Genomic DNA, 25,093 nt, shown 5'->3' with positions numbered 1-25,093 from the left:
ATCCCGGGGACGTGAACGGGATCCGTCCGGCCGCGTTGCTCCCGACAGGCCCGGTAGAGGCAGCCTGGGGAAGCGTTCCGAGGATTCACACATGAAGACGTTGATCAGCCTGACCGTCGCGGGCCTCCTGGCGACGGGCGCGGCCGCCACGGCCGCGGAGAATACCGGCCCCCGCATGCAGGGCTCGCCCAATGCGGCCGGCTATACGGGCAAGGACGAGACGGGGAAGGGCGCGACGACGGGGACGACGACGGGCACGACGACCGGATCACCGGGCTCGGAGATGCCGAAACAGGACGGCCGGATGAAGGGACCGCCGAATGCGGCCGGCTTCCAGCCGGGCGGCGACAAGGCCGGCGGCGCGGCCGGAGCCCCGGACCGTCGCTGATTCGCCTCATGCTGGGGCGGGATCCGGCCCACGATCCCGCCCCTGAAGCCGGAGCCCCAGCCGCGACAGGCGGGGGCGGCAACCGGACGGGCCGCGCAATGCGGCGGCCCCATGGAGCACGGTGCGCGCAACGATATCCCCGCCACGGCGACGGCGATCGAAGGGCGGGGCCGCGATGGCCCAGGTCGAGGCGGAGCCGGTCGCAGGGCCCTGATGAAGGCCGTCGACCTGCCGGAGACGCCGGGATTCGAGGACGGCGGCGCCGTCCCCCTGCGCGCCCGGGCAGCGAACGTTCTGCTCGTGAAGCCGTCGCGGCACCGCGGCGGCGCACCGCGGCGGCATCGCGGCAGCAGCATGGCCGGGACCTGTGCCGCTGCGGCGGCCCCGTCATCCAGCCGTCATCGGGCCGGCCTAGGGCGGCGCCTCCCGCCCACCCGACCGGCTATGCTCACCTGATGGATTGGTCCGACCTGCCCGAAGACATCCCCCCGTCGTCGGCCGCCGACGCGAGCCGGATGCGGCTGTACATCACCGTCGGGCTGATCGGCATGGGGGCTCTCGGCATGGTCGGCGGGATGCTGCACATCCTCCCGGCCTGAGCGAGACCGCCGCCGCCCCGGCCCGTTCGGTCGCCGCCTGGATCGCGGCGATCCGGCCGCCGATCTCGTCCGTCGTCCGGGCGGTCTGTCCGGCGGTCGCCTTCACCGCCGCGGCGACCACGGCGAAGTCACGGCCCGCCTCACCGGCGCGGGCGGCCTCGATCGAGGCGACGCCGCATCATTCAGCAAACCAGGATCGATCTCCCGCACCAGACCGGCGCCCCCCTGCCGCAGGAACCGGAAGGTCCCGGCGGGCAGTGCGTCGCAGCGCGGCTCCATCGGCTGGACGACGCTGCCGCCGGGCCGGCGGCAGGCTACCGGACGGGATCGGGCAAGGCAGAAGCCGCGGCGCCGGGGAGGCGATCCCGGCTGCTTCCATGCGGATCGCCCGATGGCAGCGCCACGGGAGGTGCCCTGAGAGGCCGGGATCGACACCCGCGGGTGCCGCTGCCGAATCCCGGAGGTCATCGCGGCTCCAGAGCGCCCGCCGGAGCCGGGGCACGCGGTTCGGAGCCCGAATCCGCTCAGGCCGCCAGCTTGAGAACCCAATCGTAGAAGTCGGTCCAGGTCTCCGACGGGGCCGGCGGCTCTGTGCCCGACGATTTCCCGGATTCGATCGCGACCTGCGCGCGGACATCCCGAGGGGCGCAGCCGAACTCTGCGCGGAAGGCCTGGGTGAAATGTGCGGGGCTCTCGAACCGCCAGCGATACGCCACATCGGAGATGCGGGCGAAGCGCCCGTCGCCGGCGGCGAGGTCCCGATAGGCGCGGGCGAGCCGGCGCTGCCGGATATAGCCGGACACGCCCCCGAGGGGGACGAACAGCCGGTACAGGGCGCTGCGCGAGACGCCGAACCGCTGCCCGATCGCCTCGGCGGTCAGGTCCGTGGACGCAAGCTCGGCCTCGATGAAGCGCCGGATGGCGACGAGCAGGGGGGCCCGCTCGAGTGGCTGGACGCCCCCATCCTCCTGCGGCAGGCCCAAGGCCGCCACACCGAGCAGCGCCGCCGTGGCCTCAGCTGCCGCAGCGGCCTCCGGCTCCGAGAACCCGGTCGCGTGCGTGCTGAGGGAGCGCAGGTGGTCGGTGAGCATCCGGCCGAACGGCGTCGCACCCCGGATCACCGCCCCGTGCAGGGTGTCGAGCGCGCTTTGCCGGACGCCGAAGAGCGGCCGCGGCAGGACGACCGTGATCGCCTCGTAATCCGTGGAGGCGGCGGAGAGGGGCCGCGACAGGTCGAACAGGCAGATGTCCCCCGGCGCGCAGTCCTGCTCCCTGCCGCTGACCGCCACCCTCGATTGTCCGGAGACACGCATGTGGGCGACGATGTGATCGACGCCCATCCGGGCCACCAGGCCACGCTCGCGCACGAACCGGAGCCCGGAGGCGCGGGCGCTGCAGACGATCGCGGTGCCGAGGTGCCGAACCCGCGACTGACCGCGGAAATCGGACAGATCTTCCTTGCGGATCGTGAAGTCCCAGAACGGCGCGACGGCGTCGCGCCAATCGTCGGCTTGACGATGACCGGGGCTCTCACCCGTGAGCAGCAGGATCGGTTTTGGTCGCATCGCCCGTGTTGTGGTCCGGACCGCGCACATGGCATCGGCCCCGCCGCCAGTATGGCGATTCCTGCTGCTTAGAAAAGTGGCACTCCGTTCCAAACACCGGACTCTGCGCTCCGGGCTCGTCCTGTCCTGCGGGATCCGGTGCCGGAGGTGGAACGTCCCGCAGGCCGGTCGGCCGCGGGACGGGACGGGACACGGTTGTGAGGATCGCGGACTGCGATCCTGATGGTCGAGCCCCGTTACCGTCCGCTCGGGGCTGCGCCGCTGCCGGTGGCACCGTTGCCGGTGCTGTTGTCGCCCGCAGGGGCGCCGGGGGACGAGGTGTTGCCGTTGGGCGTGCTCTGCGCGGCGGCTATCCCGGCGCTGCCGGCGACGAGGGCGAGAGCGAGCAGGGCGGATTGAACGGTTCGGCTGGTCATGGCTCTCCTGGATCCCGATCGGATTCTCGACGTGCCGGCCCATGCCGGCTTGCCTTCGAGAACCGCCCCCGGCCCGCCCTGTTCCCGCCCGGACGGGAGCGGCGCGAATCGGCCGCGGACCTCGGGCATGCCCGTGCAAGCATCCAGACCCGGAATGCGGCCGCGCTGCCCGGCTCGTGGATCGGGCAGCCGTTGTGCTCGGCCCGGAAGCCGGCCGAGCGGGGATAGACCACTCGGCGCGCGCATGAGGGCGCCGAGCGGACGATGGGCGGCGAGGCCGTGCCAAGGACTGAGGACGAGGCCGTCATCGCGAGCCCGCGCCTTCGCGTCGCTCCAGGCCTCCTGACGCGGCACGGTGATGCGCGCCACAGGGCGATAGGGGCTCTCGGCCTCGGGCCAGGGGACCGAGGCGTCCTCGACCGGCATCGTCTCGCGATTGGTGAGGAGTTGAGCCCGGATTTCCCAGACGCCCGCCTGCGCGGCGAAGAAGGCAGCGACCGCCTCGCGCAGGCCGTTCGGCTTGCCGTTGACGTTCAGGGCGGCGCCCGTGAGCGCGGTCAGTTCGGGCGAGACCGGCGCCACCGCGACCTTCGCGACGTAATCGCCCCAGCGCAGGGGCGCCTGGCTGTAGAAGGTCTCGCCCAGGATGTGGGTTTCGGGATGACCGCCGAGGGCGATGACTATCGGGCTCTTCGTGCCGAGTCCCTCAAGCACCGCTTCGACGCCGCGCAGCAGGGCCGAGAAGCCCTTCTTGAACACCTGCGGGGTGTCTGTTGCGCTCGCCGGCAACGCCGAGAATCCTGATGGCGAGGCCCCGGGGTGTCGACACGCTGTCGTCGAGGATGTCGCCGGGATTGGTCGAGAAGCGCATAACCACATCGTGGCGCCCCGGCGCCGCGAAGGCGCCCTGGGCGAACGCGGGGGACAGTCCGGGCAGCACCTCCAGGGAGCCGACCAGCAGGCCGTGCGCCTTGGCATGAACCCCGCGCACCGCGTGGCCGTCATCCTTCAGGGTGGTGCCCTGGATCTTGGCGAGTTGCTCGACCATGCCCGCATGGACCACCGCCTCATCGGGCTGCGGAGCCTCCAGGTCGGGCGCGTAGCGAATGAAGGCGGTCATGGGCCTCGGGGAAGACTCGGGGGCGCCGGGCAGCGGATCCGAGCCGCAAACCGTTCGGATGCAGGCCGTTCCGGGCATTTAGGGCGGCGGGAGCTGCGGGCCGCGCCGTTTCCGCCGGGAACACCCGGCAGCCCCCCGAGCTTGTCCGAAGGTCGAGACCTGGGGCGTTGCGTGAAGGTGTTCCGGATCATGCAGGCGGCGACGGGGGCGATCCTCTGGATCGGCTCCGCGCTCGATCCCCTTGCAGCCCTCGACGCGATGGCGCGCGCAGCCGGCTTCCGCGACCGCACCCGGATCCCGAGCCACCTGCGGGCCGGAGGCCTCCATGTCGAAGAGGTGGAGGTCTGAATCCGCGCCGCGCCGAGCAACGGGCCGTGCGGCTGGACGTGCGGCTGGACGTGCGGCGCCGATATCCCATCCGGGGCCGGCGGATCGAGATGCGCTCGCCGGAACCGACCACAGCGAATGCTGTGTGCATCGGGGAGAACAGGGGGGTTGCCGACAAGTGTAGCGATGCCGTTCACGCGTCTTCAGGGAACGCCACGGAGGGTACGGCATGAACTCCGCCGATCCGACACCGCGCCTGCTCGCGGCCGGGGCGTCCCTCACCGGGACCGGCATCCTGATGTGCCGGACCGAGCCGTCCTGGGACGGGATCCTCATCGGCCTGCTTTGCCTCGGGCTCTGGGCCCTCGGAACCCTCGCGACACGTCCGGGGCCCGTGACGCGGCCCACACGGACGATGCGGCCGGTCCTCCTTGAGGCGGTCGTCGTCGAGCGCCCCCGCCCCCCGCCCCTGTTGCTGCCCGCGCCCCGGACCTCGGCGGACGACCGGGCCGGATCGAGCCCATCCCGCCTGCCGGACAGGCCGACGCACCGCCCACGCGTCATCGGGCGCCGGCGCGGCTAGGGCCCCATGGCCGGCCCGGGATGCCGCTGACCCGGCGGGCGAGCAGGGGCGAGAACCGCGCTTCGAGAGCCTTGAGACGTGTCACCGGGGTGCCCCGGCGACGGCCGGGGCGGGCGCGAAGACCGCGGCGGGGAGACCCGCCCGCGCCGAAGGAATCTGGTAAGGAGGTGAGCCAGTCATCGATCCCAGGCCGGCTGGATGTCCTGCGGCGTCCTCGCCATCCGGACCGACAAAGGGCCGCCGTCCGGAATCCTGCGTCGCCGCGCCGGCTCTGGCGGCGCGCCGCCCCCATGACCGGCCAGGAGATCGCCATGGCCCCGATCGAGACCCCGGTGCCCTACCGGCTGCAATGCATCGTCCATCGGGAGAGCGCCGGCGGCATCATTATCCACGACGAGCAGATTCCCGGCGCCACCGACGAAGCGGCGGTCGCCACCGCGAAGGCACGCTTCACGCAGCTGCTCTCCGGCCGGTCGGGCTCGGCGGCTCTGAGGGACCCCGCAGGCCGGGTCGTCTGGTCTGCCCGGCAGACGCCGCCGCCCGGCACGGTGGGATCCGGCATCCCGTAGGACACCTCCCGGCGGGGTCAGGGGGTGTGGCGCGCCTCGAGATCGATCACCGGGCCGCCCAGATCGAAGAACTCATCCTCGTACGGGAGCAGGTCCTGCGGTTCCTCAGCCTCCCGCCCCCCGAACGGCAGGAGCGCGGACAGGACTCCGAGGCAGAGCGCTCCGGCAACGAGGGCAATCATAATCGCGAAGCTCATCACGGAACACTCAGGCGAAGCCGACGGCGGCATCAGGCCGTCGGAAGATTAAGGCCCGGTTCCCGCACGCCGCAATCGTTGATGGCCGTCCGCGCGACCACGGATCGACCGTTCTGCACTCTGAACGGCGCCCCGCACGCCCCGAAGCGCCACGAAGCGCCACGGGGGCACCGCTGGCGCACCGTTGCGGGGCGCATTCGAGGATTGGACCGGCCCCGGCGCGGCCCGGGTGCTTCGGATGCGGAATCACCGTGGCGTCGTGACCGCATCCTGACGGTGCTCGACCTCGTCGCGCACACCGCGGCCGGCCATGAGGATCTCGGTCATGAACGCCGCGATCGCCGCCACCGTGCAGATCAGCGCCGCGCCGAAGCAGGCGAACAGGACGGAGGCGGTCGCCGCGTCGCGCAGGGCCCCGACGAACAGGGTCAGCACCGCCAGGCCGATCAGCCCGCCTCCGAGCGAGGCCAGGACCACCGCCACGTCCAGCACGAAGGAGCGCCGCCGCAGGAAGGTCAGACGGCGGGTGAGGCGGACAGCCTCGGCGGCCGTGGCCCGGGCGGTCTCCGCCGAGAGGCTGTCGACCTTGTCGGAGATCCGGCCGAGTCGGGTCGAGAACACGTTGAGCAGCGTCGCCAGGGCCGACAGCAGGAAGGCGGGCGCGAGCGCCACCTGGATGATGTGCGCGACGCTGTCAGGCTCGGTCGCATTGAGGGAGAAGCCGAACATCGACGCGCTACGCTCGCGGACATGTCATGTCCCGGCGCGGCCGGGCATCGGTGCGGATGGAGGCGCGGGTGCGCACGGGTCCCGGGCGGAGCAGCCTACCATAGGAGCCCCTCCGCCTGCAGCCCGGCCACCAGCAGGAACAGCGCCGAGAGGAACGCGACCGCGATGTAGGGGGCCGGCGTGTCCGTCACCGAAGCCTCCCGGCAGGCGTGGGGCACAGATGCCCGATCCCGATACGGGCCGGGAGGACCGGCATCGAAGGCAGCGCGACGGGTCCCATGCGCGTCTCCTGAACTCTCCACCGATGACGAGGCCGGGCAGATAGGGCCTGATATGCGCCGGGAAAGCCGCGGCCGTTCGGCCGTGCGGCGGCCGCAGGTTCTTCCCCACAGGCCGGGCGGAGCGGGTCCGCACCGGGAGCCGGCGCCGGATCTTGCGCGAGATCTGCGGCGTCCCGGGAGATCGATCGGTCCATGGGGCCGCGGCCGCAGTCACGGTCGTCCGCCCGAGATCCGGATCCGGCCGGGCCCCCTATTCGCGCGGGCGCATCCGCCGTCGGACGCCGGAAGATCAGGGCCGGGCCGGCGCGAACCCGACGGGCAACGATCCGATACGCTCCCGGACCGGAGCAGATCTCCCCCCCTCGCGCAAGCGGGCAATCCGGGGGCCCGATCTGGGCTGTTCGTAAATTAATGTTAACCGCTCTTCGGGTCGCAGACGGACTTGCGGGCCGCCTGCCGGTAGGCTCTAGTGAATGTCGAAGCTTCCTGGTTGGTCCTGGGAACGTTTACGAACGAACTTCAGCCCCGTCCGCACCGCGCGGCGGGGCTTTTTGTTCTCGGAAACACTCCGATACACATGGTCGAGAGCGCTTCGACCAATCCCGATCGGGATGTGCCCCAGCACACTTGGCTGTCTTGGCGGGAGGGCCCGTATCCGGGCTGTTGCGGCGACGCACTATCGCCCTGGCGCGCCCTGTCGTTCTGTCCGCCCCGCACACATCCCGCATAACGGGAGACAGAGGACCAGATGATCAAGAAGCTTCTTCTCGCGAGCGCCGCCACGGCCCTCCTGACCGGCGCCGCCTCGGCCGCCGACCTGCCGCGCCGCGCCGCCCCGCCGCCGGTCTTCACCCCCGTCCCGGTCTTCACCTGGACCGGCGCCTATTTCGGTATCAACGCCGGCTACGCCTTCGACGCCAGCAGCAACAACACCAACAGCTTCGCCGTGCCCTTCCCGTACGGCAACGGCACCACCGCCTTCTTCAACCAGCGCAACCAGGAAGGCTTCTCCGGCGGTGGCCAGGTTGGCTACAACTTCCAGTTCACCCCCGGCTCCGGCATCGTCGTCGGTATCGAGGCGGACGCCCAGTACCTCGACTTCGGTCGCAACCGGAACAACGCCTTCGTCGCCGGCGCGCTGGCTCCCGGCTACTACGTCACCGACCCGCGCGGCCTCTCCAGCCTCGACTTCTTCGGCACCGTCCGCGGCCGCATCGGTTACGCCTTCGATCGCGTGCTGTTCTACGGCACCGGCGGCTTCGCCTACGGCTCGGGCAGCGCCGACCGCTCCTTCGGCGGCTTCGCCGGCAATGACAGCTTCCGCACCGGCTACGCCGTCGGCGGCGGCATCGAGTATGCCCTGCCCACCGATTCCTTCCTGAACTTCTTCCGCTCCTCGGCCGTGACGCTCAAGGTCGAAGGCCTGTACGTCAACCTCGACCGCAACACCCGCAACCAGGGCGCGTTCGTCATCAACGCCGCCAACAACTTCCCGGTGGCGTACAACACCATTGGCCGCCGCGATGACGAGTTCGCCGTCGTCCGCGCCGGCCTGAACTACAAGTTCGGCTCGTACTGAGATCCTCGCGCGATCGCGCCCCCCGCGCCGCGGGGGGCTGCGTCCCGGCCACCGGGACAGCACGAGGCCCTCTGAGCAGGCCGTATCCTTTCTCGACCTGAGCATCCCCAGCCCGATCAAACTGGCCGCTTGAGCCGAGGAGCGTCCCGGGAGTCATTCCCGGGACGTCTTGCCCGGGACGTCTTGCCCGGGACGTCTTGCGTCCTGGCGATGGCCCTCCGCGTCACGCCTCAGGCGTGGACCGCGTGTTCCAGTTGCGCCTTCGACATCCGCGACCGGCCAGGCACGTTCTGAGCGCGGGCCTTGCGCATGAGCTCGGCCTTGGTCGGCTCCGACCGGCTGGAGCCCTTGCCGGACGTCTTGCCCTGTCCGGCAGACCTGCCGTCCTTCCTGCCGTCCTTGCGCGCTGCGGCGGCCTTTTCGGCGGCGGCCTCCGGCTGCTTCGAGAACTGCTTGCCCTTGCGGGTATCGGCCCGCTTCTTGGCCGTGCTGGCGGCATATTCCTTGTCCGTCAGACTCTCGCGGGCCTTCTTGGGCAGGTATCGTTCACCGGTCTTGCCGCTCTCTTCGCCCGATTTCGTGCCCCATTCCTCGTCGGTCCATTGCCGGAGATGGTTGTCGGCCGTCTTCTTGCCGGCATAGCCACCGCCTTCCTTCTTGTATTCGGCGGTCGCCATCTGCGCCTTGCGCGCCGACCACTGCCCAGGCTTGCCACCCTTGTCCGATTTCGTGACTTGCGTCTTGACCTTCTCCCACAGCTTGGGGTCGGTCTTCTTCGCTGTACCCGACATCGTCGCGCCTCGTGAAAAAGATTTGGCAGACAACACGAGCCCTGCGGCTCTGTTCCTGCGGCGCGTTCACTCCCCGCGCCCGGCCCGGTACGGTCCCGCGCCCCGGCGCCCCGCGATGCCATTCCCGGGGAGGGGACGCGTCTCGGAGCGGGGCGGGATCGGCCCGACGGCGGCCAGGATTGAGCGCCTTTCAAGGCGCGGGAACGGGAGCGGAAGACGCAGCAGCCCGATCCGGCGCAAGCCCCTGCGCGAGAGCCCCTGCGCGAGCCGAAGGGCGTCATCGTCGGCGGCCGAGGCCCCCATCCGCAGCGCCTCAGGAGCCGTCGAGCACGCCGGTTCGGACCGGAAGTCTGCTCTCGGCGGTCGCCGCCGGAGGGTTCCGGAATGTTTGTTTCTGGACGGTTATGGCGGAGGTCAGCCCACATTCAGGCGAGACGACCATTCTATCGTGGCCTTGTGTCGGTCCCGACCGGCACAAATCGAACAGAAGGTCAGATCATGATGCACGTGAAGATGTTCGCGGCGACCGCGGCCGTCATCGGCGGCCTCGGCCTCGTCTCCGCCAGCGCGGCGCCCCTGGCACCCGCCGGAGCCGCCGCGATCACCGGCCCCGCGTCTGTCAGCACCGTCGCCTTCGGCTGTGGACCCGGCTGGGCGCCCGGCCCGTACGGGCGCTGCCGGCCGATCTACCGTCGTCCGCGCTTCTACGGCCCCCGCTGCTTCTTCCGCCCGACTCCCTGGGGCCCGCGGCGGGTCTGCCGCTAATGATCCGACGGCTCGGGATCGATCGCGGCACCGAACCGTGACGCGAGCCGCGAGCTGATCCAGGGGCAGGCGCCGTCTCCGAGGAGGCGGCCCTGCCCCTTCCCGTTGGAAGGGACGCGAACGCCCGGGATCGCGCATCCGGCCCGTGCCGCCAGGCAGGTCGGGGCCCGGCCGCAGAGCCGCGCGCCGTCGGACCGAAAGTCCCGGCGCGGGGCGGGAATAAATCCCGCCGCCCACCGGTTCCTGATCGTGTGGCACAACGCTGCGGTCTGGAGCACGAGGGTCGGGACCCCATGGCTTCGCAGGCTCTCGACGGGGCGGGCCCGGCCCGGCCGCCGACATGACGACCCTGGCGCGGGCGCGCTTCAGCCAGTTCGTCCTGCCGCGCCTCGACGAGGGTTACCGGCTCGCGCACTGGCTCACCGGAAATGCCACCGACGCCGAGGACGTGATGCAGGAGGCGTGTCTGCGCGCGTACCGGGCGATCGAGGGGTTCGCCGAAGGCAATGCCCGCGCCTGGTTCCTGACGATCGTCCGCAACACCGGCTATTCCTGGCTGCAGCGGCACCGGCCGCGGGCGGTGGTCTTCGCCGACGACCTCGCCCCCGAAGCCCGCGCCGAACTGGAGACCGGAGGCGCCCTGGCCGAGGCCCCGGAGACGCCCGAGTCGACCCTCATCGCCCGCGACGAGGCGGGGCAGCTCGCCCGGGCGGTCGGGTCCCTGCCGGTGGCCTTCCGGGAGGCGCTGATCCTGCGCGAGTACCACGGCCTCAGCTATCGGGAGATCGCCGCGGTGACCGGCGTCCCGATCGGAACCGTGATGTCGCGCCTCGGCCGCGCGCGGCAGCATCTGCTTGTACGGCTCGCGAAGGACGGGCGATGACCGACGACGAGACCCTTCAGCTCCTCAGCGCCTACGCGGACGGCGAACTGTCCCCTGGCGAAGTCCTGGCCATGGAGCGCCGTCTCGCCGCGGACCCCGCGGCGCGGGCGATGGCAGAGCGCCTCCGCGACCTCTCGCGCGCCCTGCGCGGCCCTCTGGCGGGACCGTCGGCCCCGGAGACCCTGCGGGCGGGCGTGATCGAGCAGATCGGCTTCTCCGATCCGCCCCCATCCCGCACCCGGCTCGGCTCCTGGCAGGTGCTGGCCGCGACGCTGCTCCTCGGTCTCGCCGGCGGCGCCGTGCTCGGCGCCGGGGCCGTCTATCTCGACCGCCCCGGCGGCGCCCCCGATACGGGCGCGTCCGTGCTCGCCGGCCACCTCCGCGGCCTCGCGGCGCCCCAGCCCTTCGACGTCGCCTCCTCGGACCGGCACGTGGTGAAACCCTGGTTCAACGGACGGACCACCATCGCGCCCGAGGCTCCGGACCTGTCGGACCGGGGCTTCCCGTTGATCGGCGGCCGGGTCGACATCGTCGCCGGCACCCCCGTGCCGACCCTGGTCTATCGCCGCGACCGGCACGTGATCAGCGTCACGGTGGTCTCCGCCGCCGACGGGGCTGCGGACGGCGAGGGACGGCGGGACGGGTCCACGATCGAGCGCTGGCACCTCGGCGACCTCACCTACTGGGCGGTGTCGGACCTCAACCCGCGCGACCTGCGCGCCTTCGCCGACCTGTTCCGGTCTCGGGCCGGCGGACGCCCGAGCTGAAACGGGAATAATCGGCATTTCCGACGGGTTGTTACTGATATCGGGGAGTCGATGCGGCGAGGAACCTGGCGTGATCAGTCAATCGCACATGAACATCCGCAGAACCGGGGGCATGCCGGAGGCCGGCCCGGTGCACGCGCGGCGGTCCCAGTCCGGCGGCGCCCCCACCGTCCCGGACGCGTTCGTGGTGGAGGCCGCGCTCCACCTCCTGGCGGAGCATCTCGAACAGGGGCTGGCCGTGACCGACCGGAGCGGTCGGCCCTATTTCCTGAACCGGGCTGCGCAATCCCTCATCGACCGGGGCCTTCTGCGCCTCGAGCACGGCGGCCTGCGCGGCGCGGGGCCGGAGGACAGCGCGACGCTCCGCCGCGTCATCGACCGCTGCGCCGCCGGCCAGCGCGGCGCCGCGGTGCGCCTGGACGGCCCCGACGGGACACTCCTGGTCGCCGCCTGCGCGATCCCCGGGGCCTTCCGCCCGATCGCCGAGGGCGCGGTTCTCCTGCGCCTCATCGACCCCGCGGCGCCACGCCTGCCGGATCCCGGCGTTCTGCAGGATCAGTTCGGTTTTACCCCCGCGGAGGCGGCCCTGGCCATCGACATCCTGGCGGGGAACGACCTCGCGGCGAGCGCGACGCGCCGCCAGATCACCCGGAACACGGCACGCGTGCACCTGCGTCACCTCTTCGAGAAGACGGGGACGCGCCGCCAGGCCGAGTTGATGCGCCTGCTCCTGCTCTGCCCGCAGCCGATCGCGGGTGTGTAGAGCCGTCCTCGGTTTCCCGTGCGGGACGGAGGGGCGTCGTCTGGACCGGCAGAGCCTGCCCCGTCAGGCGGCAGGCCGCAACAGGCTCGCCCCCGGCAAACAAGTCTACTTCGACAACACGCAGCAACCTGAACAGATGATGCGAGAAAGAGACGATTCATCGACACTGATCCGGCCGAAATTGGATAAAGAACCGATTTTTTGGCGCAACGGAGACCAGATCATGATCCTCTCGTTCGTTAAATACATTCGAAAAAACCGCATCGCCGCGCGAAACATGCGCATCTTATCGGCCCTCGACGACGATATGTTGAGCGATATCGGGCTCGACCGGCGCACGCTCCGCGCCTTCTGCGAGAACGGCTGTTCGCACATGCTGGCCCGGCCGGGCCAGCCGGAGGCATCCCGGACGGTCGCACTGCCCACGACGCTCGGGATCGCCGTCCGCTGAACCGGCCAGACCCCTTCAGGCCCGCTCAGATCGCGATGCAGATCTTGCCGAAGTGGCGGTTGCTTTCCTGGTGGCGGAACGCCGCCACGAGCTCGTCGAGGGGGTAGCGGCTGTCGACCACCGGCCGCAGGCCGCAGGCTTCGATGCCGCGGACCATCTCGATCTGGTGGCGGCGGCTGCCGACCAGCACGCCCTGCAGACGGATCTGCTTCAGGAGCGCCGGCACCAGGGGCAATTCCCCGGCCACGCCCGACAGGATGCCGATCACCGAGATGTGGCCGGCGACGCGGACGGCGGCCATGGACTGCTCCAGCGTCGCCGGACCGCCGACGTCGACGACGTGGTCGACGCCGCGCCCATCGGTCAGCCGCCGGGCGGTCTCGCCCCAGGCCGGGTCGGCGCGGTAGTTGATGACGTGGTCGGCGCCGAGCCCGCGCAGGCGCTCCAGCTTGTCGTCGCTGGACGAGGTGGCGATCACCGTGGCCCCCGCCGCCTTGGCGAATTGCAGGGCGAACAGCGACACGCCGCCGGTCCCCTGCACCAGCACGACGTCACCGCTCTTCAGGCCGGCATCGGCGTGGAGCGCGCGCCATGCGGTGAGCGCCGCGGTGGTCAGGGTCGCCGCCTCGGCGTGGTCCCAGCCCTTCGGCGCGTGGGTGAAGGCGCTGGCCGGCGCGGTGACCCGCTCCCGGGCATAGCCGTCGACCCCGTCGCCCGGCACGGTGGCGAAGCCCTCGACCCGCGGCGTGCCCTCGGTCCAGGTCGGGAAGAACGTGCTGACCACCCGGTCGCCGACCGCGAAGTCGTTCGGGCCGGGTCCCACGGCCTCGACCTCGCCGGCGCCGTCCGACATGGGGACGCGCGGCTCGCTCGGCCCCCACATCCCGCTGACCACGGCATAGTCGTGATAGTTGAGGGAACTCGCCCGCAGGCGGACGGTGATCGCGCCGGGCCCCGGCTCGGGCACCGGCCGCTCCCCGAAAGTCACCTTGTCGAAGCCGCCGCCCGGCTGGACGATGACGGCCCGGGCTGTCGATCCGGTCATGATGCACCTGTCGCTCCGCGGCCGCGGCCGCCGGGAGGCGGACACTGGCAGGCCCCACGCCCGGCGTCGAGACGACGGACGGGGACCGTCCGCCGCGGGGGCCGGGGCGGACGGCCCGCAACGGGCGCTCCGGTCCGGGACCGGCGCGCCCAGGAGCCGCGCGCAGGAGCCGGGCGCATGCCCCTCCCGCCCTTGCCGCTCCGCGACGCCAGCGGCAAGGTCGCGGATCGCATCCCGTCCGTGGAAGGAGCACAGACCGTGTCGACCGAGCGCGTCGTTCTGACCGAAAGCATAGCGCCGACGGCGTCCAGGATCTTCACGCAGGCCGGGATCGGCGACATCCGCCAGCTGCCTCGTGCCGTCAGCCCCGATGATACCCGGGATCTGGCCGACGTCACCGTCCTCGGCATCCGCTCCCGCACGCACGTCACCGCCGCGCTGCTCGACGCCCTGCCCGATCTCACCGCCATCGGCTGCTTCAGCGTCGGGACCAATCAGGTCGACCTCGAGACGGCGCGCGCCCGGGGCGTGCCCGTCTTCAACGCGCCGTTCTCGAACACGCGCAGCGTCGCCGAACTCACGATCGGCGAGATCGTGATGCTGCTCCGGCGCATCCTGCCGCGCTCGATCGCCGCCCATGCCGGCGGCTGGGACAAGTCGGCCTCCGGCGCCTTCGAGGTGCGCGGCAAGACGCTGGGGATCGTCGGCTACGGAAACATCGGCGCGCAGCTCTCGAACCTCGCGGAGGCGATGGGCATGCGCGTGATCTTCTACGATCTGACCGACAAGCTGCGTCACGGGAACACCGAGCCGGCCGAGAGCTTCGACGCGCTGCTCGCCGCCAGCGACGTGGTCAGCCTGCACGTCCCGGAGACGCCGCTGACCCACGGGCTCATGGGCGCGGAGCGCATCCGCGCGATGAAGCCCGGCGCCTACCTCATCAACAACAGCCGGGGCACGGTCGTGGACCTGGACGCCCTGGCGGCGGCCCTGCGCGACGGCCATCTCGCCGGAGCCGCGATCGACGTCTTCCCGGTCGAGCCCACCTCCAACGCGGAGCGCTTCGTCTCGCCCCTGCAGGGGCTGCCGAACGTCATCCTCACCCCGCATATCGGCGGCTCGACGGAGGAGGCGCAGGACCGCATCGGCGCGGAGGTGGCCCGCAAGCTGGTCGACTACGCCCAGACCGGCTCGACGCTCGGCGCGGTGAACTTCCCGCAGGTTCAGCTGCCGCCGCGCCGGTCCGGCGCCCGCTTCCTCCACGTCCACCGGAACGTGCCCGGCGTGCTCGGGCAGATCAACGCGGTCTTCTCGGGCCGGTCGCTCAACATCGACGCGCAGTACCTGCAGACGGACGGCGAGTACGGCTACGTCGTGGTGGACGCGTCGGTGGGGCCTGGCGAGGCGGACGCGGTACTCGGCGCGCTGCGGGCCATCGACGGTACGGTGCGGACGCGGCACCTCCGGCCGGCGGTGGCGTGAGGCTGACGCCGACGGCTGCCCCACCTCGTCGCCCCGTGCGGGCGACGAGGTCCACACCACTGCGACCGCTGCGCATGCGCCTCCCACAGAGCTCGGGCTCGCCCGAGATCTGTTCCTGGCAAGCCCGCACGGGCGAGGGGACCCGCGCCCCGTCCTGAGACCCATGGGCGAGACCCGAGATCGCGTCGCCGCCCTGCAGAGGACGAGCGCGGCACGGATCCGATCGCCCCCGGGGTCAGTGCCGCGGCAGGGTGTGCAGCGCCGTCAGGAAGGCGTCGACCTCCGCGCGGGTGTTGTAGAAGGCCAGCGACGCCCGCACCGACTGGTCGACCCCGAACCGGCGGAGCGCCGGCAGGGCGCAGTGATGGCCCGAACGGACCGCGATGCCGCGGGCATCGAGGTGGTGGGCGACCGCCTCGTTCTCCTGGCCTTCGATCACGAAGGACATCACGCTCGCCTTCTCCCGGGCCGTGCCGATCAGGCGCAGGCCCTTCACGTCGGCAAGACCGGCCTGCGCATAGTCCAGTAGGTCGTGCTCGTAGGCGGCGATCGCCGGCAGGCCGATCCGCGCGAGGTAGTCGAGGGCCGCCCCGAGCCCCACCGCCCCGGCAATGTCGGGCGTGCCGGCCTCGAATTTTTCCGGCGCGCCCTTGTACACCGTCTTCGCGAAGGTGACGTCCTCGATCATGTGGCCGCCGCCCTGCCAGGGGGGCATCGCCGCGAGCAGGTGCGCCTTGCCGTAGAGCGCGCCGATGCCCGTCGGCCCGAACACCTTGTGGCCGGAGAAGACCAGGAAGTCGGCGTCCAGCGCCTGCACGTCGAGCGGCATGTGCGGCGCGGATTGCGCCGCATCGACCAGCACCGGCACCCCGTAGGCATGGGCGAGCTGGATGATCTCCCGCACCGGGTTCACGGTGCCGAGCGCGTTGGCCACCTGCGTCACCGAGACGATCTTGGTGCGGCCCGACAGCAAGGCCGCGTATTGCTCGAAGATGATCTCGCCCCGGTCGTTGACCGGGATCGCCCGGAGCGTCGCCCCGGTCTGCTGGGCCAGCATCTGCCAGGGCACGATGTTGGCGTGGTGCTCGATGGTCGAGACGATGATCTCGTCGCCCGGGCCGATCTGCGCCCGGCCGTAGGAATGGGCGACGAGGTTGATCGCCTCCGTGGTGCCGCGCAGGAAGACGATGTCGTCCTTGGAGGGCGCGTTGAGGAAGCGGCGCACCGCCTCGCGCCCGCCCTCGAACAGGTCGGTGGCGCGCGCCGCCAGGGTGTGGGCGGCGCGGTGGATGTTGGAATTGTGCCGGGCGTAGAACGCGTTCGTCGCGTCGATCACGGCTTTCGGCTTGTGGGTCGTCGCGGCGTTGTCGAGCCACACCAGCGGATGGCCGTTGACGCTCTGGTGCAGGGCCGGGAAGTCCCGGCGGATAGACGCCACGTCGAAGGGCGCCGCGACCGGGATCGACCCGTGCGAGAGCGCCCGCGGCGCGGGGCCCGGCGCGCGGCTCGGCTCGACGCGCGGCGTCGCGGGAGCCGTCCGGGCCGGGCGGGGGCCGAGGGTCAGGAAGTAATAGTCCGACAGGTTGTCGGCGGCCGGTTCGGGCGCCCGCGAGAGGCGGCCGGTCCTGCGAAAGCTCTCCTGCGCCTCGTCCACGCCCGCCTGCGACGGGTCGGCCGGGACGAGGTGCGGGGCGAGCGCATGCGCGAAGGCCTGGGCGCGGGGGTGATCCGCCGCGACCTGCCGGTGCAGTTCAGGCCCGCCCGGGAACGAGATGTCCGGCAGGGCCGGAAGCGGGCTCACCGGGTGGACCGGCGGGATCGTGGCGGTCCCGGCGAAGGCCGGGCCGGCGGGGGCGAGATTCGGCAGGCCCGGGCCGGTGAGGCCCGGGACGCCGGCCGGCGACGCGCCGAAGGCGCGGGCCCCGAGGGCGGACAGGTCGGGCTGGATCCCCGCGGGCAGCCCGGCGGCCGGTGCCGAGGGCACGCCCACGGCACCGCTCGGCAGCGGAGCGCCGCCGAACCCCTGAGGCACGCTGTCGAGCGCCTGCGGGACCTGCGGGCCCGCGGGGAGGGTGGGGGCGAAGGGCTGGCTCGCCGCCTGCCCCTGACCGTAGATCTCGCGGGCGAGGCGCCCGACGAGATCCGCGTGCGCGAGGTCGCCCGGGCTCGCTCCGGGCACCGCGAGGGCCGTCGCCTCAGGCGTAGTCATGGTAGTTGCCCAGGAGCACGTTATCGAGGCGGGCGATCGCGTCCTCGACCAGCACCGCGGCCGAGAAGTAGCGGGTCACGAGGTGCGAGGCGATCGAATGGTCGTTGGTGCCCATGTAGCGCACCGACAGGCCGGGCTCGATCTCGCCGGTCACCCCGGATTTCTGCAGGCCGACCACGCCCTGCTCGCCCTCGCCGACCCGCAGAAGCAGGATCGAGGTGGTCTGCGCGCCGGTCACCGGGTCGATGTCGATGGGCAGCTTGTCGCTCGGCACCAGCGGCACGCCGCGCCACGTGATGAACGGCGCGCCGAACAGGTGGACGACGACCGGCGGCACGCCCCGGCGGGTCGCCTCCCGGCCGAAGGCCGCGATGGCGCGGGGATGGGCCACGAAATAGGCGGGCTTCTTCCAGACCAGCGTCAGCAGCTCGTCGAGATCATCCGGGGTGGGCGGGCCGCCGCGGGTCGGGATGCGCTGACGCGGACCGACCTCGTGGAGCAGGCCGAACTGCGAATTGTTCAGGAGTTCCCACTCCTCGCGCTCCTTCACGGCATCGACCGTGAGACGGATCTGCTCGCGGAGCTGGTCGATCTCGTTGGAGTAGAGGTCGGTCACCCGTGTATGGGTGTTGAGGATCGTCTGGATGGTAGAGAGGTGGTACTCGCGCGGATCGACCTCGTAATCCACGAAGGTCGTGGGCAGGCGCGGCTCGCCGGTATGGACAGCCAGCAGCTCGATGCCCTGCTCGCCGTAGGAGTTGGTGTGGCCCGTGAGGCGGTCGCGCTCCTCGCGGTACTGGGCGATCCTGGCGCGGATCTCCTCGCTCTCCACCGCGGCGGCGTCCAGCGTCAGGAGGGTCACCGCCGACAGGGCCTTCACGGCCGGGGCGGGCGCACGCTCGCCGGCCAAGCCGGCATCGCCGAAATAGTCGCCCTTCGTGGCCAGGCCCTGCCGCAGACGGCCCTTGTAGGGGCCCGACAGGGTCAGCTCGACGGTGCCGTCGGCGACCACCGTGAGGCTGCGGCCGGAGGCGCCCTCCTCGTGGATCACATCGCCGGCCTTGTGCCGGCTCTCGGTGAACTGAGCCGCCAGGGCCGCGAGCTCCGCATCGCCCAGCCGGCTGAACAACGGCACGGCCCGCAGGGAGGCGGGGCGGATCACCCGGCGCTTGCCGTCTCCCTTGCCGTCTCCCTCTCCCTTGCCGTCTCCCTTCTCCTCGGCGGCGAGATCGATCCGGCCGGGGCGCGCCAGCACGACGGCGCGGCGGTTGACGCGGTAGACCCCGCCCGCCACGTCAACGAAGGGCAGGAGCCGGAGCAGCCAGCGCGGCGTGTTGGCCGCGTTCTGGACCGAGGTGACGGTCGCCGTCGCGAGATTGCGTGCCGCCGTGGCGCTCACGCTCAGACCCGGTCCGCTCATCGTTCGTCCTCACTCCATTCAGGGTTGCAGGCGCGCCGCATCCATCCGCAAGCAGCGGTTCGTCCCGCAGCGTATGCGGGGTCGGCGCGAGACGTCTTGATCAGGACTTGATGATGATCACGGGCCGGCAGACCGCATGACCACCAGTCGAATGATGTATTTTCCAGAGATCGGACAATCCTTGTCCGCCGCTTATCCGGCCTCAGTTCTTGTTCGGCCCGACAGGATCTGGATAAGGCCCGACTCGCCCAAGGGTCAACGGAATGATTTCCCTATTTTAGGCCGCCTCATAGGAATTGCACCTTTGGCATACCCGACGCAAAGGACATAGCGATCGTGCGATCGCCGGATCGAAGAATTTAGTTTCATCCCATCAGGGCGCGCGGCGCAGGCCGGGCGACTTTGTTTCACGGGAAGGATTTTCCGGCGCGCCTCAGATGCCGTCCCCGTAACCGAAGGACTGGTCCATGCTGAGCGCCGGCTCCTCGTCGACGGGCAGGCGCGAGACGACCCGGGCCGGCACGCCCGCCACGGTCGTGTGGGGCGGCACGTCCTGCAGCACCACCGCGGCGGCCGCCACCTTGGCGCCCGCGCCGACCCGGATATTGCCCAAAACCTTGGCCCCGACGCTCAGCAGCACCCCGCGCTCGATCTTGGGATGCCGGTCGCCGCTCTCCTTGCCGTTGCCGCCGAGCGTCACAGACTGGAGGATCGAGACGTCGTCGGCGATCACCGCCGTCTCGCCGATCACCACCCCGGTGGCGTGGTCGATGAACACCCCCGAGCCGATCCGGGCCGCCGGGTGGATGTCGCAGCCGAACACCTCCGAGATCCGGCTCTGGACGTGCAGCGCCAGGGTCGCCCGGCCCTGGTGCCAGAGCCAGTGGCCGACCCGGTAGGCCTCCAGCGCCGCCAGCCCCTTGTAGAACAGGAACGGATCGAGGAAGCGGCGGCAGGTCGGGTCGCGCTCGCGGATCGCCACGAGGTCGCGCACCGCGTGGGCGCCCGCCTGCGGATCCGCCTCGAAGGCCGAGAGACACAGGTCGCGCATCGACAGCCGGGCGAGGTCGCCGTCCCCGAGCCGGTGCGCGAGGCGGTAGGCGAAGGCCTGGGCCAGGGAGCGCTGGTCGAGGATCGTGGCCTGGATGATGCCGGCATAGAGCGGCTCCTCGATCAGGGCCGCCTCGGCCTCGGCGCGCAGGTCCGCCCAGACCTCGGCCTCAGCCGTGCCGCGGCTCGTGACGCGCAGCGGCGGCTGGACCACGGCCATCGTGGCCCCCGCGGGGGGCAGGGCGGCGTGATGCATCGGGCGCCGCCGGTCACCGCACGGGGCGGAACAGGTCGGGCAGATAACGTTTCAGGGTGTCGTGCCCCTGGAACTTCACGTCCACGGTGGCCGGGGCATTGCCCGGGGGGTGGATGCCCACCACACGGCCCCGGGCATGCCGCCAGATCCCCAGAATCTCCGCGAGGTCGATCCGCGCGAACACGACCTCGTCGCCCTGCATCATCCGCCCTGGGGTCATGGTGTCGGCTCTCCTTGAACGGCCGGTCGCGGCCGCCTGATTCGGCGGCCAACGGCGCCGGAACCGGGCCGGCGGCGTTGGCGGGAAGTCTTTTCCGGGCACCCCGGTCCGGAGGAGAAGGTTTCGACTGTGCGCGGGCGAAACGGGAGCATCATCTTCGCTAAGCCCTTGTTATATATTGATATTTGCGCATCGCCCCTGCCTTGGCAAGCCCCGTGCGCCCGGCCTCGGGCCGGAACGGGCGTCCTCGATCGCGGCCACGATGCCGGCCTGCCCGGGCCGGACCTGAGCTTCTGCTCCAGGATGCGCCTTCGACGAACGACCTGCGCTGCAAGTCCTCGCCAATTTGGCAGCACATTCTCGGCCCCGGCCTCTAGATTGACGGTGTCGGCGCGCAGTCGACGCAGAGCCGAATGGAGGTTTGCCGTGATCGTGAGCAAGAAACGGATCGCCGGGACGACTGCGCCGTGTCTGCCGTGTTGCCGCATCCAGGACGAGGAGAGCGCACGACATCAGACACGAAAGGCGAACACCGATGCTGACCTATGACACGAGCCGGAGCACCCAGCCCGACCTGAGCGCCGAAGCGGCCGTTTCCCTCGGCCGAATCCTGACCCGGAGCGTCCGCTCCCATCCCTCCCATGAACGCGCCGCCCTCGCGAGCGCCCTCGACGACGGCCTGATGCCCGACGAGGTCGACCGGATCCTCGCCGGCCGCCGGGTGGCCGAGGCCTTCCCGATCCGCCGGGGCGAGAGCCCGGAAGCCTACGCGTCACGGGCCGTGTCCGAGATGTTCGTCGCCTACCTCCAGTAGGCGCGCCGCGTCCGGCCACGCCGGCCTCCCCGAACACGAACGATGGACACCTGTCATGTCGGTCTTCCCCCCCGGGTGGAGGCGCCGGACGGGGACGGCTGCCTGCGCCCTCGCCCTGGCGCTGGGAGCCGCCGGCCCGGCCGCCGCGCACCCGCCGAAGGGCCGCGGCGCGGCCTCCGCGGCGTCTGCCGCCGATGGGCCGGCCGTCCCGGCCCGGCTCACGGTCGGGCCGGGCGGCCGGGACCTGCGACTCGCCGGCGATCTCACCGAGGGTGTGGCCGCACGGGTCGCGGCCCTCCTCGCCGCGCACCCGCAGATCGCGCGCCTCCATCTCACCAGCGACGGCGGCCTGGTGGAGGAGGGGGCGGCGATCGGGGCGCTCGTGGCGGCGCGGGGGCTCGCCACCTACGTCCCCGACGCCTGTGCCTCGGCCTGCACGCTGATCTTCGTCCGCGGCCGGACGCGCTACCTCGCGACCGGCGGCCGGCTCGGCTTCCACGCCCCCTACGAGATCGGGGCGCAGGGCCGGATGCGCCCGGTGGATTCCGCGCCGGAACGGGCGGCCTACCGGGCCGCCGGCCTGCCGGCGGCCTTCGTGGCGCGGGCCCTGGCGGTGCCTCCGGCCGGGATCTGGATCCCGGCCGCGGCCGAGCTGCGCGCGGCCGGCATCGTCACCGAGGTCGTCGGCCCGGACCGCTTCCCCGATTCGACCCTGGACGCGGATCCGAGCGCGGCCGGGGCCCGGGCCGCGATCCTGCGAACCCTGCCGATCCTGCAGCAGGCCGACGCGGCGGGGCTCGACCCGATCGCCCGGTGGTACAGGGACGGCTACGCCGCCGGCCGACCCGAGGCGGAGGCCGCGGCAGGCCTGAGGCGGATGGCCGCCAGCTACCTGCAGCGGCGCTTCCGGGCGGCCGATGACGGGGTCGTCCGGGCCCTGGGACACCGGATCCTGGCGATGATGCGAAGTGCCGGATCGCAGGATACGGCCGCCTGCGGCATCCTCGCGGCCGGCGACCTCGTGGCGCTCGATGCGCGGCTGCGGGCCGAGCGGCCGGCGTCGCGCGGGCTCGCACCGCTCCTCGCCCGGACGCAGGCGGGGCGGCCGGACGATGCGGAGGCGGCAGCCCCGGACGCCGCCCGGTCGGCGGATTGCGCCGCCCGGATCGCCGGCACGCGGCGCGCCCTCGGCCTGCCGCCCCACGCGGCGGCCGCCGCGCTGCGGGCGCTGTTCCTCGCCGCGCCGCAGCAGATCCTGGCGAACGGCGCCGGGCCGTAGCGGCCCGCCCCCTCTCGACACGCCGCGCAGGCGCCTATCTTCGCATCCGCCGCCAAACCTCAGGCAGCCTGGTCGGAAACGGGAGTCGATGGATGCCGGATTATCGCCTGCGCGGGGCGGTTCGTGGCGCGGACGGGGAGATCGGCGCGCCGCGCCTCGACGAGATGCTCACGGCCGCGGACGCGAAGGAAGCGGTACGCCTCGCCAACAGACGCTCACTGACGATCGAGGACGATGCGGTGAATGCCCTGTGGCTGGTCGACGCGAACGGGACCATGCTCTGGTCCCTGCGCCGGGCCGATCTGGAATCCTGACGCAGTCCCCACGGAAGGCCGGAGCCGTCAGGCCGGCGCGTGGCGGCGCGCCTCGGGCGGCGCCGCCGCCTCGGGGCGCTCGGCCCCCCCGAGATACAGGGACCGGACATCGTCCCGCGCCCGCAGGGACGCGGCACTGCCGGCCAGCGCGCTGCGTCCGTTCTCCAGCACGACGGCGTGGTGGGCGTGGCGCAGGGCGAGACGGACATTCTGCTCGGCCACCAGCAGGGTCAGGCCCTCGGCCCGGTTCAGGCCGGCGAGCACCCGGTAGATCTCCTCCACCACCCGGGGCGCGAGCCCCATGGACGGCTCGTCGAGGACGAGGAGCCGGGGCCGTCCCATCAGGGCCCGGCCGATCGCCGCCATCTGCTGCTCGCCGCCCGAAAGGAGGCCGGCGGCGACCTCCCGCTTCGCGGCGAGGCGCGGGAACAGGCCGTAGACCCGCTCCAGGTCGGCGCGCACGTCGCTGCGGCCCGAGCCGCGCCCGAGTCCGCCCGCGACGAGATTCTCCTGGACGCTCAGTCCCCGGAAGCAGTGCCGGCCCTCCAGCACGCCCACGAGCCCGGCGCGGACGAGGGCGTCGGTCCGGGTCCGCGTCACGTCGCGTCCGTCATAGGCGAGGCGCCCGGCCGTGACCTGGCCGCGCAGGGCCGGCAGCAGGTTCGACACCGCCCGCAGCAGGGTCGTCTTGCCGGCGCCGTTGGCGCCGACCAGGGCGACGATCTCCCCCGCCCGGACCGCGAGGTCGACGCCGTGCAGGGCGTGCACCGCCCCGCCGTAGACGACCTCCAGGGCCTCGACCTGCAGGAGGGTCGGCGCGGCGCTCATCGGGCGCTCACCGGGCCGCCGCGGCGGCCTGCTTGCCGGCCGCGTCCGCGGCCTCCTCCGCCGCGCAGTCGCGCGGGGTGAGGCCGTGCTCCTTGGCGTAGGCGGTCGCGGAGGCCTCGATGATCGGGCGCAGGCTCGCCCAGTCGGGGGCGATCCAGTCGGACACCACAGTCCACTTCGCCCCGTCCCATTGCTGGAAGGTGACGCGGCCCTCGCCTTCGTGGTTGGCGCAGGTGACGTTGATCGAGTGGAACAGGCCCTTGGCGCCGAGCGCCGCCACCCGGGCCTCGTCGAGGCGCAGGTGCTCGAAGCCCCAGCGCACCTCGTCGCCGGTGAGCGTGCGCGCACCGAACTTGCCTTGCGCGATCCGCACCGCCTCGACGTTGAGGATGCCGTTCAGCACACCGAGATTGTGGTAGACGCTGCCGATCCGCTTCCTGTCGGCGAGGTTGCCGTTGCCGGCCCCGTAGACCTTGCCGACGACCTCCTGGATCACCGGATAGGCGGTCCCCGAGGCCTGGGTGGTGATGGCGACGTAGCCCTTGGCGGCGTCGCCTGCCGGGATCACGTCCTCCTCCGAGTTCGACCAGACATTGCCGACGATGCGGTCGGCCGGGAAGCCGGTCTTCTGGGCGGTCTTGAGGGCCACCGGGTTCATCACGCCCCAGCCGCGCAGCACCACGAAATCGGGCCGCAGGCGCCGGATCGTCAGCCATTGCGACTGCTGCTCGTTGCCGGGATGGGGCACCTCGATCTGCGCGACGGTGAAGCCGTACCGCTCGGCGAGCTGCGCGTAGATCGGGATCGTCTCCTTGCCGTAGGGCGAGCCATGGTAGAGTACCGCGATGGTCTTGCCCTTGAGCTTGTCGAGGCCGCCCGCGCGGGTGCCGAGATACTGGATGATGCCGCTCGTCTCGCTGTAGGGGTTGAGCAGCAGCGGGAAGACGTAGGGAAAGACGCGCCCGTCGGTAGAATCGGTGCGGCCGTGGTTGATCGTGACCAGCGGCACCCTGTCGGCGGTGATGCGGTCGATCATCGCGTAGGCGATGCCCACCGAGAGCGGGTTCCAGGCGGCGATGCCGGGCCGGGACTTCAGCCGCTCGTAGACCTCGACCCCGCGCTCGACCTCGTACTGGGTCTCGCCCTCGCTCCAGGTGAGCTTGACGCCGTTCACGCCGCCGTCCCGGGCGTTGATCAGATTGAGATAGTCGATGAAGCCGCCGAAGAAGCCGGTCCCGCCGGCCGCGTAGGGGCCGACCCGGTAGCTCTGGAGCGGGAAATACTGCTCGTCGGCCCATCCGGCGCGCGGCGCGGCGGCGGCGAGCATCACGGTGCCGGCGAGGAGCGCGGCGCGGAGGCGGGTCGTCAGGGGCATGGTCGTCCTGGGGTTGGTCAGACGGGGA

General features: G+C 71.8%; 27 protein-coding genes and 2 pseudogenes. 15 read left to right on the top strand and 14 right to left on the bottom strand.

Annotated elements, in window-relative coordinates; all coding sequences use genetic code 11:
• Nucleotides 1-91: 91 nt before the first annotated feature.
• Together BM396_RS10000 and BM396_RS32735 are read left to right on the top strand one after the other, a co-directional pair.
• Nucleotides 92-388 carry a hypothetical protein gene (locus tag BM396_RS10000; protein ID WP_043355801.1) on the top strand — a complete coding sequence of 99 codons (297 nt, stop codon included), beginning with the start codon at nt 92-94 and terminating at the stop codon, nt 386-388.
• Between the two features lie 455 nt (nt 389-843).
• The gene (locus BM396_RS32735) at nt 844-987 is read left to right on the top strand and encodes a hypothetical protein (protein WP_167380411.1); all 144 of its coding nucleotides are present in this window, start codon (nt 844-846) and stop codon (nt 985-987) included.
• 19 nt (nt 988-1,006) lie between these two features.
• Here BM396_RS32735 and BM396_RS09990 read toward each other — a convergent pair.
• From BM396_RS09990 to BM396_RS09975, 4 genes and pseudogenes are all read right to left on the bottom strand, one after another.
• A pseudogene (locus tag BM396_RS09990) lies at nt 1,007-1,156 on the bottom strand (methyl-accepting chemotaxis protein); the annotation flags it as partial.
• A gap of 355 nt (nt 1,157-1,511) precedes the next feature.
• Entirely contained in the window at nt 1,512-2,552 is a 1,041-nt protein-coding gene (locus BM396_RS09985; RefSeq protein ID WP_043382311.1) for an AraC-like ligand-binding domain-containing protein, read from the bottom strand.
• A gap of 236 nt (nt 2,553-2,788) precedes the next feature.
• Complete coding sequence (locus tag BM396_RS09980) at nt 2,789-2,968, bottom strand: hypothetical protein (protein WP_043355788.1); 180 nt, start codon at nt 2,966-2,968, stop codon at nt 2,789-2,791.
• Nucleotides 2,969-3,126: 158 nt separating this feature from the next.
• A pseudogene (locus BM396_RS09975) lies at nt 3,127-4,088 on the bottom strand (catalase family protein); the annotation flags it as partial.
• A gap of 171 nt (nt 4,089-4,259) precedes the next feature.
• On the opposite strand from BM396_RS09975, the gene BM396_RS32730 reads away from it, so the two are divergent.
• The 3 genes from BM396_RS32730 (at nt 4,260) to BM396_RS09965 (ending at nt 5,567) form a co-directional block, all read left to right on the top strand.
• Nucleotides 4,260-4,436 carry a hypothetical protein gene (locus BM396_RS32730; protein ID WP_158713283.1) on the top strand — a complete coding sequence of 59 codons (177 nt, stop codon included), beginning with the start codon at nt 4,260-4,262 and terminating at the stop codon, nt 4,434-4,436.
• A 208-nt stretch (nt 4,437-4,644) separates the two neighbouring features.
• A complete protein-coding gene (locus tag BM396_RS09970) occupies nt 4,645-4,998 on the top strand; it encodes a hypothetical protein (RefSeq protein ID WP_043382308.1) in 354 nt (117 codons plus the stop codon).
• A 311-nt stretch (nt 4,999-5,309) separates the two neighbouring features.
• Nucleotides 5,310-5,567, top strand: a complete 258-nt coding sequence (locus tag BM396_RS09965) for a hypothetical protein (protein ID WP_043355792.1) — start codon at nt 5,310-5,312, stop codon at nt 5,565-5,567.
• Nucleotides 5,568-5,584: 17 nt separating this feature from the next.
• On the opposite strand, the gene BM396_RS09960 is transcribed toward BM396_RS09965, so the two are convergent.
• Both BM396_RS09960 and BM396_RS09955 read right to left on the bottom strand, forming a co-directional pair.
• Nucleotides 5,585-5,764, bottom strand: coding sequence for a hypothetical protein (locus BM396_RS09960; protein ID WP_043355784.1), 180 nt, complete (start codon nt 5,762-5,764; stop codon nt 5,585-5,587).
• Between the two features lie 246 nt (nt 5,765-6,010).
• Nucleotides 6,011-6,493 carry a DUF2721 domain-containing protein gene (locus BM396_RS09955; protein WP_043355782.1) on the bottom strand — a complete coding sequence of 161 codons (483 nt, stop codon included), beginning with the start codon at nt 6,491-6,493 and terminating at the stop codon, nt 6,011-6,013.
• 1,029 nt (nt 6,494-7,522) lie between these two features.
• On the opposite strand from BM396_RS09955, the gene BM396_RS09950 reads away from it, so the two are divergent.
• A complete protein-coding gene (locus BM396_RS09950; protein WP_091994785.1) occupies nt 7,523-8,353 on the top strand; it encodes an outer membrane protein in 831 nt (276 codons plus the stop codon).
• 230 nt (nt 8,354-8,583) lie between these two features.
• Here BM396_RS09950 and BM396_RS09945 read toward each other — a convergent pair whose 3' ends face one another.
• Nucleotides 8,584-9,144 (bottom strand): hypothetical protein, encoded by a 561-nt coding sequence (locus tag BM396_RS09945; RefSeq protein WP_043389277.1) that lies wholly within the window; start codon nt 9,142-9,144, stop codon nt 8,584-8,586.
• 498 nt (nt 9,145-9,642) lie between these two features.
• Here BM396_RS09945 and BM396_RS09935 point away from each other — a divergent pair, with 498 nt between their 5' ends.
• From BM396_RS09935 to BM396_RS33305, 5 genes are all read left to right on the top strand, one after another.
• A complete protein-coding gene (locus BM396_RS09935; protein WP_043354130.1) occupies nt 9,643-9,909 on the top strand; it encodes a GCG_CRPN prefix-to-repeats domain-containing protein in 267 nt (88 codons plus the stop codon).
• Nucleotides 9,910-10,249: 340 nt separating this feature from the next.
• The gene (locus BM396_RS09930; protein ID WP_043389281.1) at nt 10,250-10,792 is read left to right on the top strand and encodes a sigma-70 family RNA polymerase sigma factor; all 543 of its coding nucleotides are present in this window, start codon (nt 10,250-10,252) and stop codon (nt 10,790-10,792) included.
• Complete coding sequence (locus tag BM396_RS09925) at nt 10,789-11,559, top strand: anti-sigma factor family protein (RefSeq protein ID WP_043389283.1); 771 nt, start codon at nt 10,789-10,791, stop codon at nt 11,557-11,559. The genes BM396_RS09930 and BM396_RS09925 overlap by 4 nt, the downstream gene beginning before the upstream one ends.
• A gap of 70 nt (nt 11,560-11,629) precedes the next feature.
• Nucleotides 11,630-12,322 carry a helix-turn-helix transcriptional regulator gene (locus BM396_RS09920; RefSeq protein WP_043389287.1) on the top strand — a complete coding sequence of 231 codons (693 nt, stop codon included), beginning with the start codon at nt 11,630-11,632 and terminating at the stop codon, nt 12,320-12,322.
• The gene (locus BM396_RS33305; protein ID WP_244538852.1) at nt 12,315-12,773 is read left to right on the top strand and encodes a YjiS-like domain-containing protein; all 459 of its coding nucleotides are present in this window, start codon (nt 12,315-12,317) and stop codon (nt 12,771-12,773) included. The genes BM396_RS09920 and BM396_RS33305 overlap by 8 nt, the downstream gene beginning before the upstream one ends.
• Before the next feature lie 25 nt (nt 12,774-12,798).
• Here the strand turns inward: BM396_RS33305 and BM396_RS09910 are convergent, their stop codons facing one another.
• Nucleotides 12,799-13,818 (bottom strand): zinc-dependent alcohol dehydrogenase family protein, encoded by a 1,020-nt coding sequence (locus tag BM396_RS09910; protein ID WP_043354137.1) that lies wholly within the window; start codon nt 13,816-13,818, stop codon nt 12,799-12,801.
• 258 nt (nt 13,819-14,076) lie between these two features.
• On the opposite strand from BM396_RS09910, the gene serA reads away from it, so the two are divergent.
• Nucleotides 14,077-15,300: a phosphoglycerate dehydrogenase gene (serA, locus tag BM396_RS09905; RefSeq protein WP_081948924.1), complete on the top strand. Its 1,224-nt coding sequence runs from the start codon at nt 14,077-14,079 to the stop codon at nt 15,298-15,300.
• A 235-nt stretch (nt 15,301-15,535) separates the two neighbouring features.
• Here the strand turns inward: serA and BM396_RS09900 are convergent, their stop codons facing one another.
• The 4 genes from BM396_RS09900 to BM396_RS09885 form a co-directional block, all read right to left on the bottom strand.
• The gene (locus BM396_RS09900; protein ID WP_043389292.1) at nt 15,536-17,509 is read right to left on the bottom strand and encodes a family 2A encapsulin nanocompartment cargo protein cysteine desulfurase; all 1,974 of its coding nucleotides are present in this window, start codon (nt 17,507-17,509) and stop codon (nt 15,536-15,538) included.
• Nucleotides 17,496-18,929 carry a family 2B encapsulin nanocompartment shell protein gene (locus BM396_RS09895; RefSeq protein WP_043389294.1) on the bottom strand — a complete coding sequence of 478 codons (1,434 nt, stop codon included), beginning with the start codon at nt 18,927-18,929 and terminating at the stop codon, nt 17,496-17,498. The genes BM396_RS09900 and BM396_RS09895 overlap by 14 nt, the downstream gene beginning before the upstream one ends.
• Nucleotides 18,930-19,362: 433 nt before the next feature.
• Entirely contained in the window at nt 19,363-20,235 is an 873-nt protein-coding gene (cysE, locus tag BM396_RS09890) for a serine O-acetyltransferase (protein WP_043389296.1), read from the bottom strand.
• Between the two features lie 13 nt (nt 20,236-20,248).
• Complete coding sequence (locus tag BM396_RS09885) at nt 20,249-20,455, bottom strand: hypothetical protein (RefSeq protein WP_043354144.1); 207 nt, start codon at nt 20,453-20,455, stop codon at nt 20,249-20,251.
• Nucleotides 20,456-20,990: 535 nt separating this feature from the next.
• Between BM396_RS09885 and BM396_RS09880 the strand changes: the two genes are divergently transcribed.
• The 3 genes from BM396_RS09880 to BM396_RS09870 all read left to right on the top strand — a co-directional run bounded on the left by BM396_RS09880 (nt 20,991) and on the right by BM396_RS09870 (nt 22,862).
• Complete coding sequence (locus tag BM396_RS09880; protein WP_043389298.1) at nt 20,991-21,269, top strand: hypothetical protein; 279 nt, start codon at nt 20,991-20,993, stop codon at nt 21,267-21,269.
• A 55-nt stretch (nt 21,270-21,324) separates the two neighbouring features.
• Nucleotides 21,325-22,548, top strand: coding sequence for a hypothetical protein (locus BM396_RS09875; protein ID WP_043389301.1), 1,224 nt, complete (start codon nt 21,325-21,327; stop codon nt 22,546-22,548).
• A 92-nt stretch (nt 22,549-22,640) separates the two neighbouring features.
• Nucleotides 22,641-22,862 carry a hypothetical protein gene (locus BM396_RS09870; RefSeq protein WP_043389304.1) on the top strand — a complete coding sequence of 74 codons (222 nt, stop codon included), beginning with the start codon at nt 22,641-22,643 and terminating at the stop codon, nt 22,860-22,862.
• A 27-nt stretch (nt 22,863-22,889) separates the two neighbouring features.
• Here BM396_RS09870 and BM396_RS09865 read toward each other — a convergent pair whose 3' ends face one another.
• Both BM396_RS09865 and BM396_RS09860 read right to left on the bottom strand, forming a co-directional pair.
• Nucleotides 22,890-23,690 carry an ABC transporter ATP-binding protein gene (locus BM396_RS09865; protein WP_043389307.1) on the bottom strand — a complete coding sequence of 267 codons (801 nt, stop codon included), beginning with the start codon at nt 23,688-23,690 and terminating at the stop codon, nt 22,890-22,892.
• Nucleotides 23,691-23,697: 7 nt separating this feature from the next.
• The gene (locus BM396_RS09860) at nt 23,698-25,065 is read right to left on the bottom strand and encodes an ABC transporter substrate-binding protein (protein ID WP_043358078.1); all 1,368 of its coding nucleotides are present in this window, start codon (nt 25,063-25,065) and stop codon (nt 23,698-23,700) included.
• Nucleotides 25,066-25,093: the final 28 nt, after the last annotated feature.

It is taken from the genome of Methylobacterium sp. UNCCL125, from assembly GCF_900116795.1.
GTDB lineage: Bacteria > Pseudomonadota > Alphaproteobacteria > Rhizobiales > Beijerinckiaceae > Methylobacterium > Methylobacterium fujisawaense.
This window is presented reverse-complemented; position numbering and strand designations above follow the sequence as displayed.